This is a genomic window from Chthonomonas sp., from assembly GCF_035294505.1.
Taxonomy (GTDB): domain Bacteria; phylum Armatimonadota; class Chthonomonadetes; order Chthonomonadales; family Chthonomonadaceae; genus Chthonomonas.
This window is the reverse complement of the sequence record NZ_DATGKU010000130.1, coordinates 1-19407: the sequence shown is the minus strand read 5'-3', so window position 1 is coordinate 19407 and position 19407 is coordinate 1. Positions and strand designations below refer to the sequence as shown.

Annotated in this window: 14 protein-coding genes and 1 pseudogene; 9 read left to right on the top strand and 6 right to left on the bottom strand. The window is 56.7% G+C overall.

Annotation, left to right across the window (positions count from 1 at the left end; genetic code table 11):
- Positions 1-1027: pseudogene (locus tag VKV18_RS07650) on the bottom strand (endonuclease MutS2); the annotation flags it as partial.
- A gap of 76 nt (positions 1028-1103) precedes the next feature.
- Complete coding sequence (locus tag VKV18_RS07645; RefSeq protein WP_324203618.1) at positions 1104-1676, bottom strand: phosphatase PAP2 family protein; 573 nt, start codon at positions 1674-1676, stop codon at positions 1104-1106.
- 1280 nt (positions 1677-2956) lie between these two features.
- Between VKV18_RS07645 and VKV18_RS07640 the strand changes: the two genes are divergently transcribed.
- Together VKV18_RS07640 and VKV18_RS07635 are read left to right on the top strand one after the other, a co-directional pair.
- On the top strand, positions 2957-3925 hold the full coding sequence (locus tag VKV18_RS07640; protein WP_324200452.1) for an aldo/keto reductase: 969 nt from the start codon (positions 2957-2959) through the stop codon (positions 3923-3925).
- A 636-nt stretch (positions 3926-4561) separates the two neighbouring features.
- The gene (locus VKV18_RS07635; protein WP_324203617.1) at positions 4562-5626 is read left to right on the top strand and encodes a hypothetical protein; all 1065 of its coding nucleotides are present in this window, start codon (positions 4562-4564) and stop codon (positions 5624-5626) included.
- 59 nt (positions 5627-5685) lie between these two features.
- Here the strand turns inward: VKV18_RS07635 and VKV18_RS07630 are convergent, their stop codons facing one another.
- Entirely contained in the window at positions 5686-6855 is a 1170-nt protein-coding gene (locus VKV18_RS07630; protein ID WP_324203616.1) for a galactokinase, read from the bottom strand.
- 378 nt (positions 6856-7233) lie between these two features.
- Positions 7234-7578 carry a hypothetical protein gene (locus VKV18_RS07625; protein WP_324203615.1) on the bottom strand — a complete coding sequence of 115 codons (345 nt, stop codon included), beginning with the start codon at positions 7576-7578 and terminating at the stop codon, positions 7234-7236.
- Between the two features lie 326 nt (positions 7579-7904).
- Here VKV18_RS07625 and VKV18_RS07620 point away from each other — a divergent pair, with 326 nt between their 5' ends.
- From VKV18_RS07620 to VKV18_RS07600, 5 genes are all read left to right on the top strand, one after another.
- A complete protein-coding gene (locus VKV18_RS07620; protein WP_324203614.1) occupies positions 7905-9758 on the top strand; it encodes an ABC transporter ATP-binding protein in 1854 nt (617 codons plus the stop codon).
- 88 nt (positions 9759-9846) lie between these two features.
- On the top strand, positions 9847-10122 hold the full coding sequence (gene rpsO / locus VKV18_RS07615) for a 30S ribosomal protein S15 (RefSeq protein ID WP_324203613.1): 276 nt from the start codon (positions 9847-9849) through the stop codon (positions 10120-10122).
- A 304-nt stretch (positions 10123-10426) separates the two neighbouring features.
- Positions 10427-12691: a polyribonucleotide nucleotidyltransferase gene (locus VKV18_RS07610; protein WP_324203612.1), complete on the top strand. Its 2265-nt coding sequence runs from the start codon at positions 10427-10429 to the stop codon at positions 12689-12691.
- Positions 12692-12784: 93 nt separating this feature from the next.
- Positions 12785-13363, top strand: coding sequence for an ANTAR domain-containing response regulator (locus VKV18_RS07605; RefSeq protein WP_324203611.1), 579 nt, complete (start codon positions 12785-12787; stop codon positions 13361-13363).
- A gap of 29 nt (positions 13364-13392) precedes the next feature.
- Entirely contained in the window at positions 13393-14031 is a 639-nt protein-coding gene (locus VKV18_RS07600) for a Maf family protein (protein ID WP_324203610.1), read from the top strand.
- 9 nt (positions 14032-14040) lie between these two features.
- Here VKV18_RS07600 and csrA read toward each other — a convergent pair whose 3' ends face one another.
- Complete coding sequence (gene csrA, locus VKV18_RS07595; protein WP_324203609.1) at positions 14041-14274, bottom strand: carbon storage regulator CsrA; 234 nt, start codon at positions 14272-14274, stop codon at positions 14041-14043.
- A 1035-nt stretch (positions 14275-15309) separates the two neighbouring features.
- Between csrA and VKV18_RS07590 the strand changes: the two genes are divergently transcribed.
- Positions 15310-16191: an ABC transporter permease gene (locus VKV18_RS07590; RefSeq protein ID WP_324203608.1), complete on the top strand. Its 882-nt coding sequence runs from the start codon at positions 15310-15312 to the stop codon at positions 16189-16191.
- 117 nt (positions 16192-16308) lie between these two features.
- Positions 16309-17886, top strand: a complete 1578-nt coding sequence (locus tag VKV18_RS07585) for a hypothetical protein (protein ID WP_324203607.1) — start codon at positions 16309-16311, stop codon at positions 17884-17886.
- 551 nt (positions 17887-18437) lie between these two features.
- Here VKV18_RS07585 and VKV18_RS07580 read toward each other — a convergent pair.
- Positions 18438-19407: Gfo/Idh/MocA family oxidoreductase (locus VKV18_RS07580; RefSeq protein ID WP_324203606.1), on the bottom strand; the 970-nt coding region annotated here is incomplete at its 5' end.

The following is a 19407-nucleotide window of genomic DNA, read 5'->3' as shown; positions in this document are numbered from 1 at the left end:
TCACCGTTTTACCGCCGGTGTTGGGGCCGGTGATTAACACAACCGTGCATCTTTCCCCTATCTCAAAATCTATGGGCACCACATTCCCCGTGAGCAGAGGATGACGCGCTTTGCGCAGCTTCACCACCCCTCTTCGGTTCAGAACCGGCTCCATCGCGCGCATCTCTTCGGCAAGAATCGCTTTAGCATGAATGAGATCGAGGTGCCCGAAAATGGAGATCATGCGCTGCAACTCCGCGTAGCGATCTCCAACCATTCGGGAAAGCTCGCGTAAAATTCGGTCTATCTCATGCTCCTCTTCGAGAGATAGCTGCTTCAGCTCATTGCCCAAAGCGATGGTGGCCTCCGGCTCAATAAACACCGTGGCACCGGACTGGCTTGTGTCGTGAACGATGCCGCCGAACGCACGCGCATATTCTGCTTTCACCGGAAGGCAATAACGACCCTCGCGCAGGGTGATGATGCTATCTTGCAGAAAGGGGCGATATCGTTCGCTGGTTAGGATGGACTGCAATCGGTCCATAAGGCGGTTCTGCGTGACTTTCAGTTGGCTGCGGATGCGGGCAAGCTCTGGTGAAGCGGTGTCGCGCACCTCCCCGGTCTCCGTGAGGGCGGCCTCGATTCGGCTCTCCATTTGAGGGAACACAGGGAGATTGGCAGCCATTTCGGCCAGGAGGGGCACATGCTCACGATGGTCAAGAAGAAAGGAGCGTAACCGATGGGCTGCAACGATGGTTGCGCGAATATCCACCAACTCTTTACCGGTCAATCGCACCTGAAGGCGGGCGCGCTCAAGGGCTTCGCGGATGTCGAAGATACCCCCCAAAGGGAGGCCACTCGTGGTGTCGCGCAGCCAGCGCGCTTCGCGCGTTTCCTGCAGGCGCCGAACCACCGTTTCCGGGTAGGGCAGCGGCTCTAGCTCTAAGGCGAAATCGCGCCCAACGGCATTGGAGGTATGCGCCGCAAGCCGGTCACGAATTTTTGAATACTCCAGAACTTGGAGTGCATGTTGGTCTATAACGCTCATGGCTCTTCTGCCTAATAGACGATAAGCGATCTGCTATTGTAGCATAAGTACGCAAGCAAAGGCGGGAAAAACGGCGTTAGAAGTTCGCGGAGAGTGTAAGGCCGTAAATGTGGCGTTCGGGGCGTATCCACGGAGCAAGCAATAACCCATGTGGAGAGGCGACCTCCCAACGCGCGATTCCATAGCCAAGCGCGGCGCCGGCCAATACATCGCCAACCGTGTGCCGATGCAGCCCCACACGTGAGGCCGCGATGAGGGCAGCACCGGCGAACCAGTAGGGGGTTTGGTCGGGATGCAGAGCGCTCTCGGTGGTGGCCACAGCAAAGGCTGCGGTAGCATGGCCGCTAGGGAAGCTGTCGTGCGCATTGCTGTCCGGACGTTTTTCGCGAACAAGCGCCTTAAGCCCCTCGCAGATAAGTACGCTGGTGCCCACCGCATCGGCCACACGGAGCGTGTGGTTCCAACCACGGTGTCCGTCGGTTAGCAACGGTAACCCGACGCCGGTGGCAAGATAGAGGATGTTCCCTGTGCCCGACAGAAACTGCCAGGCTTGATGGTCGAAGGGCTTATCGGCCCAAGCCTGGCACGGGAGTGAGAGTAGAGCAACTAAAACTGAGGTTCTAACAAGTTTAGACCGCCTTAACAACATGATGATCCCTTTCTTTGATAGAGGCCTGGAAAAGTCAGCGAGAAAGCCCTATATAGAGACAAACGAAGATTTTGCTGCTCCTTATTTAGGTCTTTACAAGCAAACACGCTTATGGCATTCTCTTTCTCTGCGTGGCCTCTTTGTTGTACCCTTCCAACCCTCTTCCACGCAACCCAAATCCTCTAATCTCCTTGTTAACCCCGCGAACTTCAGTCTGTTTGAAGCGCGCAAACTTGCCTATGCGCCCTTTTATCAGAGAAGAACATCTCGTACTAAGCAGCTCAAGAGCGATGATGCTGCGCACGGCACTCACTCTCAAGGGCTACTCCTACATGCCCCACGCCCATCCCCTCAAGGCCGGTAGGGGCTGAAACTCAAGATTTCTCGCCTTCGGCTCGAAATGACAGTTGTGGCATCGGCTCGAAATGACAGGCGTCTTTTTACCAGCCCTCAAGGCCTACCTCTACAAGCCCCCACCCCCACTCCCCTCAAGGCCGACGCTGGGGTCCCCAGAAAATCGCAAGATTTACTGGGGCAGGGCGCCCTTCCCCTCCCCCTATTAGGGAGAGGGGAGATTAGCAAAAGGGGCACAGTCACCGTGCCCCTACAGGCGGTTTCTTTTGATAATCTTTCCTTTGAAAAACTAGCCATACTAGTCCCCTTTCTCCCTAATAGGGGGAAAGGCCGGGATAGGGGGCGAGCAAAGTAGGCTTGCTGTGTTAATTGCCTCTAGAACCGTGAGATTGGCAGTCTCTGCAGCCCCACCCCTCGCCCTCAGAACGGGTAGGAAGTGAAACGCAAGATTTCTCGCCTTCGGCTCGAAATGACAGTTGTTCATCTCATCTTCACCTCGAAATGACAGGCGTCTATCTCACCGGCTCTTCAATGCCGACGGTACTGCGCTCAAGGCTCCCCCTCCCCCCAATGGGGAAGAGGGGCACCTCGCGGTGGGCGTCCTCGCGGACAACGCCTTTGCGGCCAGTATAGTTCCCATGATCGTCTATCTCCCTGGCCGCTTCTACTCGCCGACCCTAGAGCCGAGAGCCTCTAAGACAACCGGTGTAGAGGCAACCCAATGGGCGTTCCTATTTAATAGGCAGATGCTTCTTGCGGATCGCCACAGCGCCTCCTTAATAGCCCTTTTGACACGGTGAGCCTATTGGGTAGACTCTGAGGAAGGAACCTGTCCATAAGAACAGGTGGTGAAAAGCTTTGCAACGCGGTAGGCTGTAAGCTTGGCATTCGCCAAATGCGGATACAAATAAGAAAGGAGTGCGAACATGCAATACGTCAATCTCGGACGTACGGCTCTCAAGGTAAGTCGCCTCTGCCTCGGCACCATGAACTTCGGCCCCCTCACCAGCGAGCAAGATAGCTACGCCATTATGGATCGGGCGCTGGAGCTGGGAATCAACTTTTTTGATACGGCCAATGTGTACGGCTGGAAAAAGGGTGAGGGCGTCACCGAGCAGATCATCGGCCGCTGGTGGGCGCAGGGCGGCGGTCGCCGGGATAAGGTGGTCATCGCCACAAAGGTCTACGGCGATATGGGCGATTGGCCCAACACCAGCCGCCTCTCGAAGCTGCACATGCGCAAGGCCCTTGACGACAGCCTGCGCCGTCTCAAAACCGACTTCATTGATCTCTATCAGTTCCATCATATCTGGCGAGAGGCCACTTGGGACGAAATTTGGGAGTTCTGCGAATGGGCGCACGCGGCGGGCAAGGTTCTCTACTTCGGCTCCTCCAACTTCGCCGGCTGGCACATCGTGCAGGCCAACGAGGCGGCTAAGCGTCGCAACTTTCTCGGCTTGGTGTCGGAACAGTCCATCTATCACCTGCTTCGCCGCCAGATCGAGATGGAGGTGATGCCGGCCTGCGCCGCCTACGGCGTGGGAATCATCCCTTGGAGCCCGCTGGGAGGCGGCTTGCTGGGCGGTGTGCTGCAGAAGTTAAGCGAGGGGCGCAGAGCCTCCGAGGGCATGCAACAGCAGGTGGAGGCGCATCGGGAGAAGCTGGAGGCCTGGGAGAACCTCTGCCGAGAGCTTGGCGAGAAGCCGGCCAACGTGGCCATCGCCTGGATGCTGCAAAACCCCGTGATCACCGCGCCCATCATCGGGCCACGCACCATCGAACAGCTCAACGACATCGTGCGCGCACTGGAAATCAAACTAGACGAGGAGACCAACAAGCGCATCGAGGCCATCTTCCCCGGCTATAAAACCGCACCGGAAGAGTACGCCTGGTAAGCGCTCTTCTTTACCAATTGGCACCGCCTTTGGAAGCTTCCTTCCAAAGGCGGGTTGCTTTTCTGCTTCCCTGACGAGATGACCCCTAAGGGCGCCTTTCCCCTCAGAACCGGTGGGAATGGAAACTTAAGATTTCTCGCCTTCGGCTCGAAATGACAGTCGTATCGCCGGCTCTTCAAGGCCTACCTCCTACAAGCCCCCCGCCCTTCAAGGCCGACGCCCTCCCCCTCCCCCCCATTGGGGAGAGGGGCACCTCGCGGTGGGCGTCCTCGCGGACGGCGCCTTTGCGGCCAGCACAGTTTCCATAATCGTCTCTTTTCCTGGCCGCTGCATCGCCGTGCGCTAGCACCTCCCGAATCGGGGGAAAGGTCGGGATAGGGGGCGCGCAAGATAAACTCCCTTAGCTGACTTGCTCTAGAACCGTGAAGGAATTGAAACTCAAGATTTCTCGCCTTCGGCTCGAAATGACAGTCGTATCACCGGCTCGAAATGACAGTCGTATCGCCAGCTCTTCAAGGCCAATGCCTTTCGCCTCATCCGCTTGGCGTTTTTGTATAATAACACCTAATCCGGTAAATCGCTGCAACGTTTCAACACCGGCTCCTTCCCATGAGGGCTACTGAGGCGCTTTTTGTGATGCCAATGTCCGAAGAACCAACTTACCAAACCCGATGGCCTGCCGTTTGGAAGGCTGCACAGCGCCTTCTGCCTCCGCAGGTTCCTCCGGCCATTTGGGCCGGTCTGACGGGCGAGGTAGCGCTTAAGGCGGATGCCGATCTCCTCTTTGACGATGTCACCTTAGGGCTGCTTCCCGGCCTGGCCGGTTTGGGCTTGGAGGGTCGTCTTACCATCCTTCCAAAACCGTGCACCTTGGCCAAACTGCACCGACATCTCGGCCAACGCCCTAAGGTGCTCTTCGGGCTGGACGTGGGCACGGAGCCATATCCGCCGCTCTATCCAGAGGAGGCCCAGGGGTCAACGGAGACCTCACCTAAGACTCTTTCCCCTCTGCCCTCCGCTGATGCGCCTATTCGGTATCAACTCTGCCTCTCAAGAGCGCCTCAGAAGTCGCAAGAAAGTTCCAAGATTTTCTGGAGCAGGGCACCCTTCCCCTCCATAAAGCTCGATGAAGCGTTAGGCACAACCCCTTTTCTCCTGTTGCTCTCTTTACGGAGAACGACGAGAAAGGGACGGCTCTCCCGACATCTGCAGGAGGCGCTGCAGCGCTACGCTGCCTTCATCGTGGCCTTTCCTCATCGTCTCCCGCGCGCTACTGCCCCCGATCTGCCCATACGCCATAGGGCGGCAGCTTTTCTGCAGGCGCTGGCCGGTCAAAAACGGCATCGCATGGCGAACCGTTTGCGCTGGGCTGCACAACTCCTATCGGAGGGGCATACCGAAGAGGAGATAGACACGGCCTACGCGCTTATCGTGGAAGCGGCCTGCCTCTCTTTCCAAGTGTCACACGAGGTTGAGATGGCCTTAGCGCTGCCGACACAAAGTCCGCTAAGCCAGGTGCAGCGCCATGAACTGATCTACCTGTCGCGCGCCGGAACACCGGAGTTGCGCACGTTGGCCGCTGCACGCCTTGTAGCGGAAGCCGAACAGCCCCATGTGCAGGCCACGCTGCGGGCGCTACAGTTCGACCCCGACCCGCGCGTGCGTGCCGTTGTACACAGAGCGATAGGGAAGGGTTCCTGACCCTTAGAGAACCCGGCGATTTTCTGGGAAACCCCGGCATCGGCCCCAACAACGGAGCGCTAAAGCAGTCGCTCGGCACCCTGTGCGGCGCGTGTAATGAGAATGGTGGCCTCGCGCCCCGTGGCTTCTCGATAGCGTTTTGGCACCTCCTGACAGAACCGTTCCAAAGCCTCCTCTGCCACAAGGCTCACGGTGCAGCCGCCAAAGCCGGCGCCCGTCATTCGTGAGCCGTAAACTCCCGGCAAAGCCCATGCTGCTTCCACAAGTGCATCCAGCTCTGTGCAGCTCACCTCATAGTCGTCTCGAAGGCTGTTGTGCGAGGCGTTCATCAGGTGGCCGAAGCGGGCGATGTCACCCTTTTTAAGCGCCTCAACGCTTTGTAGAACGCGCTCGTTTTCGGTGATGACATGCCGAGCGCGTTTGCGCGGCACCTCCGGCAAGCTCGCTTCCCATTGAGCGAACGCTTCGGGGGTTACGTCACGCAGGGCGCGAATGGAGGGAAGGAAGCGCTTCAGGTAGGCCAGCGCCTCTTCGCACTCCGCACGTCTTTGATTGTAGGCCGAATCCACCAATCCACGCGGTTTATTGGTGTTGGCAATAACGATGACGACTCCGGAGGTGGGCAAGGGCACCGGCTCGTAGTGCAAAGTGCGGGTATCAATAAACAGAGCGTGGTCTTTCTGGCCCAGCACAGAGATGAACTGGTCCATAATCCCCACATTCACCCCTACGAACTCCCTTTCGGCCTGCTGCGCCGTGAGGGCTAGCTCCACAGGGTCTAGCGTTTGGTGAGCCGCAGAAAGCAACAGCAGCCCGGAGGCCACGAGCAAAGCTGCCGACGAGGAAAGCCCGGCCCCTGGGGGGATATTGCCTTGCAATACGGCCTGAACGCCGCGGAGGGAAAGGCCCCTGTTTTGCAGTGCCCACGCCATAGCGCGCGGGTAGTTGCTCCAGCGCTCTCCCTCCAGGCCTTTTCCCTCAGAGACCTTTTCGATAGCATCGAGGGTAAAGGTCGAAGAGACGCCCATGTCAAGCGAAAAGAGGCGCACCTGTCTATCGCGTCGTGCAGAGGCCGCGATGAGAATATCTCGTTCAATGGCTGCCGGAAACACGTAGCCGTCGTTGTAGTCGGTATGCTCTCCGATGAGGTTCACCCGTCCCGGAGCACGCACTAACAGCTCCGGCGCTGCGCCGTATAGCTCTTCAAACTGTTGTACCAATCGTTCCACTCGGTTCGCAGATGCCTGTTGCATAGCGTTTTGTATCGAGGTTCTCCTTTATAGTCTACGTTCGCCTAAGCTGAAAGGCGCTAAGGGAGGTAACGAAAAAATCGAATGATTCTAGCTGCACAACAGTGCAGGCGTCAATAGCGAGGTCCTCATCCACACCGGTTGTGCTCTTATCGCTGGCTAGATACTGGGATAAAAGGCACAGACGTGACTAGCTATAACTCGCTCAAAATTGTATCTGATCGTGAGATGGTCTTCTCTACCAATGTCTATCAGATTAGCGACACTATCTTCTAGTCGCACCGATTCCTCGACTGTCTTAGACGCCTCAATCCGAGCTAACTCTAAAAACTCTTTCCATTCGAAGCTCATCTCCGGTTACTCTGGATTTCGGAAGTCGGTGGTTAAAAGGATTCCCAAAGACGGAGGCGTTCCTCCTCTATTCTGCAGTAAAGGAAGGGTTTCGTTTTCAATGGCTTCAATGCGTTCTAAAACCGATTCTTTGTAATAATTGGGAAATCTGGCGTCTATGACGAGATACTCATCCTCAATTTCAGGATCAGGGTTAATCTCTAGCCATAGCTGGGCTTCTGGTAGGCGTTCATGCGCTATCCGGGCTACTTCACGAGTGACCTCAATCATTTCAGGAAACCGTAACAGATAGTCTTCAACCTCATCCAGCCGAGGAATGCGAAAATTCCAGTGCAAGTATTCACTCACCATAGACCGCCTCCCAAAGTAGGTGTACTATGTAGATGCACTCTCCTGTAGGTTTTCCTCATTACCCCCTGAATAGCTATACCGCTTTGACCAACACGGGGGATAAAGCATAGCGTAAGTAAGAGGCCGGACTGTTTACGGAGATACATCAGTTTGACCAGCATTGTACCGTATAAAGCAAGGTCTGTCACCCGCTCATTGTTCCGTTTTGAACGCACCGCAATAGAAAACGCCGAATAGGGATAGAATTCCTGCGAATTTTTGGTATTATTTCGTATAACCGAAACATTTGAAGCAACCGCGAATTGATAGAGAGGAGCCACAAGGCTATGGGGCACATGATGCGGGCAGCCTCCTATGAGGAACCGAAACGCCCGATAAAACGAGAGACCGTCCTACGGGTGGTCGCGACCTTTCGTCCCTACCGATGGGAGGTGGTGCTGACGGCCGCCGCTGTGCTCCTCGCGGCCTCACTTGGGCTGCTCTCCCCCTTCTTTCTGCGCACGCTCATCAATCAGGGGCTGGAACGCAACGATCTGTCCATCGTTACGGCCTACACTCTCTACGCTATCGGAGCCACGCTTGCCGGCACGGCCTTCACCATTTTCTATAACTATCTGAGCACGCTGGTAGGGCAGCAGATCATGCGCGATTTGCGCAATCAGCTCTATGCGCATCTCCAGAAAATGTCGCTTCGCTTCTTCACCTCCACACGCACCGGTGAAATACAGTCGCGCCTCGCCAACGATGTGGCCGGAGTGCAGAACGTGGTGAGCGACACGGCGGCCAACGCGCTCTCCAACATCACCACCGTGCTTTCCACCCTCGTTGCCATGATCTATATGGATTGGCGCCTTACGCTGCTCTCCGTGGGCATTCTGCCGTTTTTTGCACTTATCGCCTCCAAAGTGGGGGGAATGCTTCGACGTATTCGCAAAAGCACCCAACAGAAGCTGGCCGATCTCAACGCCATCATGCAGGAAAACCTTTCGGTGTCCGGAATGCTGCTGATGAAGGTGAGCGGGCGCCAGGCCTATGCGCTCGAACATTTTAAACAGCAGAATGAACAGCTCACCAAACTGCAGGTGCAGCTCAACGTGATTATGCGGCTCTTTTTTAATCTCATCGGCCTCACGTTTTCCATTACGCCCTCGTTGGTCTACTGGCTCGCCGGCTACATCACCGTGCGCCACCTCGGCCATCCAATCAATATCGGCACCATTGTTGCCTTCACGGCTTTGCAAGCCCGTCTCTTCTTTCCCCTCACCAACCTGCTCAACACGCAGGTAGAGGTTAGCAGCGCCATGGCGCTCTTCGACCGCATCTTCGAGTATCTCGACCTTGAGCCTGACATCGTTAATGCGCCCGATGCCATCGAGCTAAAGCCGGAAGAGGTGCGGGGCGAGGTGGCTTTTGAACATGTCTTCTTTCGGTACGATCCGCAGCAACCCGACTACGCCTTGCAAGACATCAACTTCTGCGCTAGGCCTGGCGAACTGCTTGCGCTTGTAGGCCCTTCCGGCGCCGGAAAAACCACCATTACCTACCTGATTCCTCGCCTTTATGATGTGGAATCGGGGCGCGTTCTCATTGATGGCCATGATGTGCGCAAAGTAAAACTGGAATCTTTAGCGCAGATCATCGGGATGGTAACGCAGGAGACCTATCTGTTTCACGATACCATCATGGCCAATCTGCGTTATGCCAAGCCCGATGCCACCGAAGAGGAGGTGATCGAGGCGGCGCAGGCTGCGGCCATTCACGATCGCATTATGGCCATGCCGGAGGGCTATCAAACGGTGGTAGGAGAGCGGGGCTACAAGCTTTCGGGGGGTGAGAAGCAGCGCATCGCCATCGCACGGGTGATCCTCAAAAACCCTCGCATTCTCATCCTCGATGAGGCCACCGCCTCCCTCGATACCCAGTCGGAGCGACTTGTGCAAGAGGCTTTGGAGCGGCTACTTGCCGGGCGCACCACCATCGCCATCGCCCATCGGCTCTCGACCATTCTCTCGGCCGACCAGATTCTGGTGATCGAAAAGGGACGCATCGTGGAGCGAGGCCGCCATGAGGAGCTTCTTGCTCAGAACGGAGTCTATGCGCAACTCTATGCGGCCCAGTTTAAAGAAGGGAACTCCGAACCGCTTGTGGCGATTGCAGAGAAGTTTCTTCCTGAAAGCTGAAAAATTTGCCCTGCTTGACAGAAAGGCCGAGAAACGGATAAACTAAGAAGTAGAATTGGTTGCATTGATAAGGAGGAAAAACAGTTCTGTGCCGCTAAAGAGGGAAACTCGTCAGCAGATCATTGCAGAGCATTCCAGGCACGAAGGCGACACCGGCTCGCCGGAGGTGCAGATAGCGCTGCTCACGGCGCGTATCAATCAGCTTACGGAGCACCTTCGCGTGCATAAGCACGACTACCACTCCCGCCGAGGTCTGCTTATGATGGTGGGACGCCGTCGCCGCCTGTTAGCGTACCTAAGTAAAAAAGACCTCGAACGTGCTCGTGCACTCGTGGCGCGCTTAGGTATTCGCAGCAAAATCTAGGAGATGGGTGCTTCAATCGTGAAGCACCGCACATCGTTACGGATTCGATGCCTATGAGGGCAGGCAGAGCAGAAGGGGTGCCGGAACGGCGCATAGGGTTCAGAGTAAGGGGATTTCCTTGCCTTACGCATGGAAGTCCGTTTTCTCTGACCCCTTCGAAGTTGTCCGGCCTTCTGTGAATGCCTGCCCTTTTCTTTCGCGCTCGGCATGAAGACCGAACCGCGAAAGGCCGTTCTCTTACCTGAACGGTTGGGTAAAGAGTTAACGTAAGAAAACCAACAAGAGAATTAGGAGATTGAACAACTTGATCCACGTAGTTGAACGCGAACTGGCCGGACGAACGCTACGTCTAGAAACTGGCAAGGTGGCCAAGCAGGCGAATGGGGCTATTTGGCTAACCTGTGGCGACACCATCGTCTTGGCTACGGCCACGATGAGCAAAGAGCCGCGTGAAGGAATCGATTTCTTTCCCCTCACCTGCGATTATGAGGAGCGCAAATATACCGTAGGGCGTATCCCCGGCGGCTATGTAAAACGCGGAGGTCGGCCCAGCGAGAAAGCGGTGCTTACCTCTCGTCTCATTGACCGCCCCCTGCGTCCCCTTTTCCCCGCCGGCATGCGCAACGATGTGCAGATCATCGCCATGCCCCTCTCCGTAGATATGGAGTGCCCGCCCGACGTGCTCTCCATTGTGGCGGCTTCTGCAGCCCTCACCGTCTCCAATATCCCCTTCAACGGCCCCATCGGTGCCGTGCGCGTGGGGCGCATCAACGGAGAGTATCTCATTAACCCCTCGTACGACCAGATCGAACAGTCCGATCTCGACCTGGTGGTGGCGGGCACCAAACAGGCCGTGCTGATGATCGAGGCCGGCGCGAAATTTGTGAAGGAAGAGGATTTGCTTACCGCCATAGACCTCGCTCATGAGGTTATTAAAGAGCAGTGCGATCTGCAAGAGGCCCTCGCGCAGCAGGTCGGTACTCAAAAGGCCGAAGTGCCCCTCTTCTTGCCCGACCCCGAAATACTGCGCGTTATTCACGAGCGCATGGATGATGCCATTCGCCAGGCCATTCTGAACCCCGATAAGGCCTCGCGAGAAAACGCCATCGAAGAGCTGAAAGAGGAGATTGTAGCCCAGTTGGCACCGGAGTTTCCCGAACGGGAAGCCGACATTGCTGAGGCGGCCGAAAAGGCCATCAAAGAGCAGGTGCGGAAACTGGTGGTCAACGAGCACATCCGGCCCGATGGGCGCGCCCTCGATGAGATACGCCCCATCACCTGCGAGGTAGGCCTCCTGCCCCGCGTTCACGGCTCCGGCATGTTCACGCGCGGGCAAACCCAGGTGCTTACCGCCCTCACCCTCGGCTCGGTGAGCGAAGCCCAAATGCTGGATACGCTTACCGAAGAGGATGAGCGCAAGCGCTATATGCACTACTACAATTTCCCTCCCTATTCGGTAGGGGAAGTACGCCCGCTGCGCGGCCCCGGACGGCGCGAGATAGGCCATGGGGCTTTGGCCGAGCGCGCTCTCTTGCCTGTGCTTCCCTCGGAAGAGGAGTTCCCTTATGCGTTGCTGCTGCAAAGCGAAGTGCTGGAAAGCAACGGTTCCACCTCCATGGCATCGGTGTGTGGCTCGACGCTCGCCCTCATGGATGGCGGAGTAAAGATATCGGCTCCGGTGGCCGGCATCGCTATGGGGCTTATGACCCTCGACGATAAGTACGCCATCCTTACCGACATTCAAGGGATGGAAGACTTTTCCGGCGATATGGACTTCAAAGTGGCCGGCACGACCGAAGGCATTACGGCCATTCAGCTCGACTGTAAAATTCAGGGCCTGCCCAGACACGTCATGCAGGAGGCGCTGGAACAGGCTCGCCGTGCCCGACTGTTTATTCTTGACAAAATAAGAGAAGTTATTCCGGAGCCGCGTCCGCACCTCAGCAAGTACGCGCCTTCCATCTTCACCATCGAAATAGACCCAGAGAAGATAGGTGAGATCATCGGCCCCGGCGGCAAGACCATCAAGAAGATCATCGCCGATACGGGAGCGCAGATAGATATTCAACAGGACGGCAAAATCTACATTATGGCGGTGGATCAGGAGGCGGGGAAGAAGGCGGCAGAGACCATCCAAAGCCTCGTTGCCGAGGTGCAGGTAGGCCAGATATACACCGGACGCGTAACTCGTCTCATGGGAATGGGGGCCTTTGTGGAGTTCCTACATGGCAAGGAAGGCCTCGTTCATGTGAGCCATCTGCGCGTACCGCCCGTGCGCCGGCCTGAAGAGGCGGTGAAAGTGGGCGACGAAATAACTGTGCGCGTTATCGAGGTGGATAGCCAGGGTCGCGTGAACCTCTCGGCCATCAATCTCGATCAGCCCTTCGATCCCAGCATGGCCCGACGCCACGAGGAGCCGCGTGGCGCAGGACGTCCTCAAGATCGAGGTGGGCATCGGGGCGGCCCCACCCCTTCACAGCGCCCCACAGGCTCGCTGCCGGCTCCGCCCAAACAGAGCGCAGAAGAGGAAGAATCCTTGCCGAAAGCTCGATTTCGACCTAGACGTTGAATATATCCCGTTAAGCGAGGGGAGGCTTTCAAGATCACAAAGGGTTTTTGAGAGCACCAAACGATAGCGCCGCTAGGGATAAGGAGAGCGCTTATGCAATCTCTGAGAGCGATTATTGCCGATGATGAACAGTTGACACGCACCATTGTACGCGCACGTCTCGAAAAATTGGGGCATCAGGTGTTGGCCGAAGCCGCCGATGGGTTGCAGGCTGTGGAAGCTGCGCGGCTTTACCACCCCGATGTGATCGTGATGGACATCAAGATGCCGGTAATGGATGGCATTGAAGCCGCCCGCCAGATTATGACGGAAAACCCGTGCGCCATTCTCTTTTTAAGCTCTTTCAATGAAGAGGAACTGGTGGAACAGGCGGGAGAGACCGGCGCCCTTGCCTACCTCATGAAGCCGTTCCGTAAAGAGGATTTAGGCCCCGCACTGGAAATAGCCGTGCGCCGATTCCGACAAATGCAGTCTCAAGCGAAACAGATCGAAGAGCTGAAGGAGAGCCTAGAAACCCGTAAACTGATCGAACGGGCTAAAGGAATCCTTATGGATCGGCATCATATGACCGAAGAAGAGGCCTTCAAACGCATCCATTTCCAAGCCCGTAACCAGAATAAAAAGATGCGCGAGATCGCACAATCTATCATCACTGCGGCTGAACTTCTATGAGACGTAAGGCCGTCATTAGCCAATAGAGAATGACCCTTCCCCATTCTCCTATGGTGAGGCCGAAGATCATCTTGGCTTCGGCCTCACCTCGACGTCGCGAGTTAATGGCGCTTTTGCGCGTTCCTTTCGAGGTTGTGCCAAGCCACTATCAAGAGCCATCTCCTCCCGTTACGCCTGTCTCCTTGCCCCGTTTTGTAACCGAGCTTGCCATCTCAAAAGCTACCGATGTGGCCCGGCGTATTCAGGAAGGGCTTGTTTTAGGAGCCGACACGGAGGTGTCGTTGGAAGGGGAAATGGGGCTTCCGCTCGGCAAGCCGGCAACTGCCGACGAAGCGCGCGCCATGCTGCGCTCCTTAGCCGGCCGCACCCATTCGGTCTATACCGCACTCGCCCTCATCCCGGTGAACAATGGCACCCTACAAGCTCCGCTGAGCGAGGTGGTATGTACCCGCGTGCGCTTCCGCGAGCTTACCGAGGCCATGATCGAGGCCTATATCGAAACCAAAGAGCCTTTTGATAAGGCGGGAGCCTATGGGGCGCAGGGCTATGCGGCTCCCTACATCGAGGCGATTGAAGGCGATTTTTTCAACGTGGTGGGGCTGCCTCTCTGCGCTTTAGGCCGGCTGTTAGAGAAGTTGGGCATCGCCTGGTGGCAGGTAAAACCTTAACTTGGAGGACTACTCCTCTTCCGAGTTGGATAACAGCTGGTTGAGATCGGGCAGCATGGGGGTAGAAACCGCATTTCGGTTCTCCTGCAGAATCTGCTCGTACACCTCCTTGCGATGTACGGCAATGGTGCGCGGGGCGCGTATCCCTAGGCGAACCTGCTCACCGCGAACTTCAAGAACGGTGATCTCGATATCGTTGCCGACCATAATGGACTGATCGGGCTTTCGGGTCAACACCAGCATTTTTGGCCCTCCGTGGCACGGGATTTGGAATGGACATCTTCGTTCACCTCCGTGTGATATAACCGCCTGCGGAGCTGTGTGGGGAAGATGCTCTCTTTACGGTAATTATCGGCTTGTGGCAACTTTTTCTCTAGAGGGGACTTCATAGCGCTCTTTGTTTCGTCTTCGTTGGGCTATCAGCCTCTATTTTACTCCATAAGAACCTCCTGGCACTTCCTCTCCTTTTGATAATATTCATGCTATACTGCCCGCATGGCCAAAACCCTTCGCTTGCTGCTTCAAGGTCGACACCCTCCCCCTCAGCGGCCTGAATCATTCCCTTCATCGCCTGTCTCCCTGGCCGCTGCATCGCCGTGCGCTAGCACCTCCCGAGTCGGGGGAAAGGAAGGGATAGGGGGCGAGCAAAGTAGGCTTGCTTATCAGCCCCCACCCCCCCGCCCCTCCCCCACTTTGGGAGAGGGGAGACCAGCAAGTTTATTGGCAGTTTTCTATGATAATCTTCCCTGCGGAAACTCAACACAACCGCCCCCTTTCTTCAATGCCCCCACCCCCACTCCCCTCCCCCAATTTGGGAGAGGGGAGACCAGTAAGCTTATTGGCAGTCTCTTATGATAACCTTTCCTTCGGAAACTCAACACAACCGCCCCCTTTCTCCCGAATCGGGGGAAAGGAAGGGATAGGGGGCGATCAAGATAGGCTCACTTTGCTGACTCGCTCTAGAACCGTGAAGCCAGTAGCCTCTACAGCCCCACCCTCTACCCCTCAAAACTGGTGCGAATGGAAACTTAAGATTTCTCGCCTGCGGCTCGAAATGACAGGTGTGGCATCAGCTCGAAATGACAGTTGTTTATCTTGCTTTCGGATCGGTATGACGGTCGTATCGCCGGCTCTTCAAGCCCCCACCCCCCCGCCCTGCATAAGATCGGCGGTAGTTGACAGGAGGCTGTTCCCCTTCTGCCCTCTTTGGGCATGGTTTGAACCATGGTAAAATGGGAGAGTACGCATAATACACGCTCTGTTAGGAACATTGAACCTATGGCCGTTTCCGCTCTTGCCACGCTAACCCTCAAAGAGGCCTTTCGGCGAAAAACGCTTTGGGCTATTCTCTTGCTCGGTCTGCTGGTATTGGGCATTACCCTTCTCCTGGCTATCGCCCATATGCGCATGGAGCACCTCGTTGCTATTGGCAGGTGGTCGCCGCAAGAGGAGGCCATACGCTACCCTTTGGCACGCCGCAGTATCACGGCGCTCTGTTTGGGCGGCATTAAGGTTTTTGGGGCGCTCTTCGCCGCGGTGCTTGCCGGCGGAGCCATATCGGGCGAAATCGAGACGGGCGTGATGGCCCTGCTGCTTCCACGTCCCTACCCACGATGGCAGATCGTGGCCGGCAAATGGCTGGGGCTTAACCTCCTCCTCTGCGGCAGCACCCTCTTTTGGACGTTCATCGCATGGGCTTCCCTTACCCTCCAAACCCATCTGGCGCTTACCGCCCTGCTGGTGGCGGGCTTCTATCTGTGCCTCTATCCGCTTCTGGTCAGCACCATTGCCCTCACCTTCTCCACCGTGGCCCCACGGCTGCTCGGCACGGTTTTCGCGCTCGTGCTCTGCGGCATCGCCTGGTTCGATGGAGTTATGGAGGGCCTCAGCGTTGCATTTAATATTGACGTACTACACCGCCTCGCCGTCATCGCGGGCCTTATCGTCCCTCAGGGCTACGTTGGATACTGGGTAGACGATGTAACATCCGACATAGTCTTCTCCGAAGGGCCGCGCTTCTGGTCATCGCCGCGTTTTCTTACCGAGTGGGGAGCGCAGCACCTTCATTTCCCTCGCCTAGATGCCCTCTATGTGCTGCTTTACCTTGTTGCCTTCTTTGTATTGGGTGTGGTGCTCTTTGAACGTCGTGACGTTATTTAGCTACCCTCCTCCTCGCTGCTGCAACATCTTGCATCTCCCTTTTTAAGGTAAAACAAATAGAGAGCATGTTGTCTCTATTGAGATGCAGATAACCTTTTACGATGGGGAGGTCTTCGTATGACGCCCTGTAAGCAACAACGCAAAGCTGTTATCTGGCCATATGTGCATGGCGTTCTGGCCAAAACGGCCGTTTTTACTTTGTGGCTTCTCCTCTGCGGGCTGCTTTGGGGATGCCAACATGCCAGAGGTGCGGCCTCATCCTTAAACCAACCCCTTCACAACTCGTCCTATCCGCTTACCAAACATCATTGGCAGCTGTCTCGCTCGGCCACCTCCCTGCTTCTCCTCGATCCCCAGATAGGGGCCGGCCTGCGCCTCTCTTTCATTCGCACGGGCGGCTCTGCCAAAGCAACGCTCGGTCATATGATCTACCTTCTGCGCAAAAAACAGCCCCAGTTGCAGATCAAAAGCGTAGCGCTTGACACCCGCACCAATGGCCAAAAGATCGCCCAATGCGATGTCCTTGTCTCTAGCTCGCACGGCCCTCGCTATGAACGATGGGTGGTCAGTTCCGGCGGCACGAGGGGGCTGGCATCCGTGATCTTTGCGCCACCCTCTCTGTTCCCCGCCGTTCAAACAGAGCTAACCGGCATACTCCATACTCTTCTCTCAAGCTCGCCACAGGCCAACAACAAGCCGCTCGATCAACCAACAGGCTTTCGACAGGTTGTTACACAAGACGGCGGTATGGCCATTGAGGTTCCAAGCCACTGGCATTTGCGAGAGCCTTCGACGACCGACCTGTTCCAGTGCGTTAGCCCCTATGGAGAGACCTTCACCTTTGCCGGGCTTCTGATTCCGGCCGATGAAGAGGCGGTGCACAACCGTATTCTCATCGCAAAGCTCTCGGGAATCGCTTTAACCGAGCACGACATCGCGCTCCTCCATCGCTTTATGTCCCCTCCACTCTCCCCCAGAGAGGTGATACAAACCCTCATGCCGAAGGTGCTCGAAGGCATCGCTAACCTTCATGTGCTGAAGGTAGTGCCTTTGGCTCCAGAAGAGCAGGCCGCTCTGAGCCAACAAGGCCTGCATGGCGCTGTCGTTCTCTATGAGTACACTCTCGTACCCTCTCGTCTCGGCCCGACGTCTAGAGAGCAGCTTCCCCCTATGCTGAGAAAGAGAAGCACAACGCACATGGAGGGGGCGGCGCTTGTGATCACCGCTCCTCTGCGAACTGACCCGGTGCAGGGCAACGTTTGGACGCTTTTTATGACGGATGCCGAGTGCCCCGTTGACCTCGTGCGCCCTAATTGGCCTCTCTATGCCCATATAGCCAACTCGATGCAGTTGAACATGGGGCTTTTCGAGCAGAAACTGCGTTGGGACGCCCAGGTGACCCAGGAGATCAGCGATTTCGGCAATCAGATGCGGCAAATGCAGTATCAACAGTTCCAGGAGAGGATGTCGCAACAGCTCTACGATGCGGAACAATGGATTGCGACATTGTCGGGCCACTCGCTATATACTTCACGCGAAACGGGCAAAGTCTACTCGGTTCCATGGGACTATGCAGACTGGTTTAAAACCCACCCGCTCCCTGCCTACAGGCTAGGCGATATTCCAAACCCGACTGTTCCCTGGTACGATCCGCTACGACCGGCAAGACCGGGGGATATTCAATGGCCGCCTTAGTGTAAGCGTGTCAAGCTGGAGACTTGAGCTAAGATGTGCCTGAAGAGCGAAGCAGACTCATCAAACGTTGAGGCGCGGAGACTGTCGCCTTTAGGCGACAGAGGAAGCGCCCCCTCCTTTGATAGTCAGCGAATAATTGGGTAACCTGCTGCTGGAGATCGAATGCACGAAGCGTACGTTGGAAGACCTTACCCACATTCGTATGCGGATGAAGGCTTGAAGGTCTCTTAGCTCCTGCCTTCTTCGGCAGAGTTGTTCGCGGCGGGCAATATTGCTCGTCGGGCCGCAGTAAACCGGCTGTACTGCTCGGATACCGGTGTTGCTTCGAGAGCACGGCGGTAGCGCCAAAGTAGGGGGCAGGTTTCAAACCTGCCCCCTACCTGCTGTCTTTAGGCAGCAGGTGTTTACCCTAGCTTTTTCGTAAACAACCGCACGCCTAAAGGCGGCAGCTTTCCTCTCCGCTATGGCATTTGTCGCCTCGAACGCGCAGCGGAGAGGCAAGCTTCGAGATGACATGGTTTCCGCGCGCACATTTCTATGACGGCGCCGGTCTAGAGTGGTAGACGTTGATGTTGGCCGCTGTTGGCAGCGCGCAACCCGGCCTCTAAAATCTCCTGGGCGTCTCGGCTGACCTTCGCCGAGCAGAAGCCCTCCGGCTTCAGCCCGTTTTCAAGGCAGTAAAGGAGATACTCCGGAGCGGAGCGGCGTGGAGCGACCGTGGGCGGCGGCTCGATGGTCTCCTGTGGCTTGCCCGGCCATTGCAGGATCAGCTTTCCGTGCCAAACGCCCAGGGCACCCTCGCTGCCATAAAGCAGGGGGTTGGTTTCGATGTAGCCTACCGGTTGCGTCCAACTGGCCTCGCAGACGGCGAAAGCGTGGGGGTAGCGGGCCACGATCACGGCGTTGTCGTCGGAGGCAGCGTAGGCCGGCTCCGTGCCGAAAACCCCTCGCAGGCCGGTTACCTGTTGGGGAAGCCCCAGCAGGCGAGCGGCCAAGTTGGCGCCGTAACAGCAGTAGTCCATAAGGGCGCCGGCCCCGTTGATTTCGGGGGTGGTAAGGTCGCGCACGAAGTTGGGACTGCACCCTATAGCGATGGGGCCGTTGTGGGCGCTGCGGTAGCGCACATAGCGAATTTCGCCTATATCGCCGGCCAAAGCGCGGCGCTCCAACTCTTGCCAAGAGGCAGCCCAAGCGGTTGGCCAATTGATAAGCAGTAAGGTGCCGGCACGCTCTGCGGCCTGCAACATACGGTCGGCCTGTTCCAGTGTGGCGGCCATCGGCTTTTCCACAACCGCATGAAGTCCGCGTTGCGCCGCCACCTCCACAATGTCGGCGCTCTCGCTGTTGCCTCCGGCTATCTGCACAATGTCGAGTTCCTCGTTGGCCAACATCTCCTGCCACGAGGGGTAAAGGCGCTTTACGCCAAACTCCTTCTCCAGCTTGGCCAAAAGCTCCGGCTCGTCGTCTCCACCTGCAACCAGTTGCACGCCGGGCTGCTGCTGCCACAGGCGCAACTCGCCC

Coding starts and splice junctions, on each gene's coding strand:
- VKV18_RS07645 (WP_324203618.1), bottom strand. CDS start 1,676: ATGTTGTTAAGGCGGTCTAAACTTGTTAGAACCTCAGTTTTAGTTGCT.
- VKV18_RS07640 (WP_324200452.1), top strand. CDS start 2,957: ATGCAATACGTCAATCTCGGACGTACGGCTCTCAAGGTAAGTCGCCTC.
- VKV18_RS07635 (WP_324203617.1), top strand. CDS start 4,562: ATGCCAATGTCCGAAGAACCAACTTACCAAACCCGATGGCCTGCCGTT.
- VKV18_RS07625 (WP_324203615.1), bottom strand. CDS start 7,578: ATGGTGAGTGAATACTTGCACTGGAATTTTCGCATTCCTCGGCTGGAT.
- VKV18_RS07620 (WP_324203614.1), top strand. CDS start 7,905: ATGGGGCACATGATGCGGGCAGCCTCCTATGAGGAACCGAAACGCCCG.
- VKV18_RS07605 (WP_324203611.1), top strand. CDS start 12,785: ATGCAATCTCTGAGAGCGATTATTGCCGATGATGAACAGTTGACACGC.
- VKV18_RS07600 (WP_324203610.1), top strand. CDS start 13,393: ATGACCCTTCCCCATTCTCCTATGGTGAGGCCGAAGATCATCTTGGCT.
- csrA (WP_324203609.1), bottom strand. CDS start 14,274: ATGCTGGTGTTGACCCGAAAGCCCGATCAGTCCATTATGGTCGGCAAC.
- VKV18_RS07590 (WP_324203608.1), top strand. CDS start 15,310: ATGGCCGTTTCCGCTCTTGCCACGCTAACCCTCAAAGAGGCCTTTCGG.
- VKV18_RS07585 (WP_324203607.1), top strand. CDS start 16,309: ATGACGCCCTGTAAGCAACAACGCAAAGCTGTTATCTGGCCATATGTG.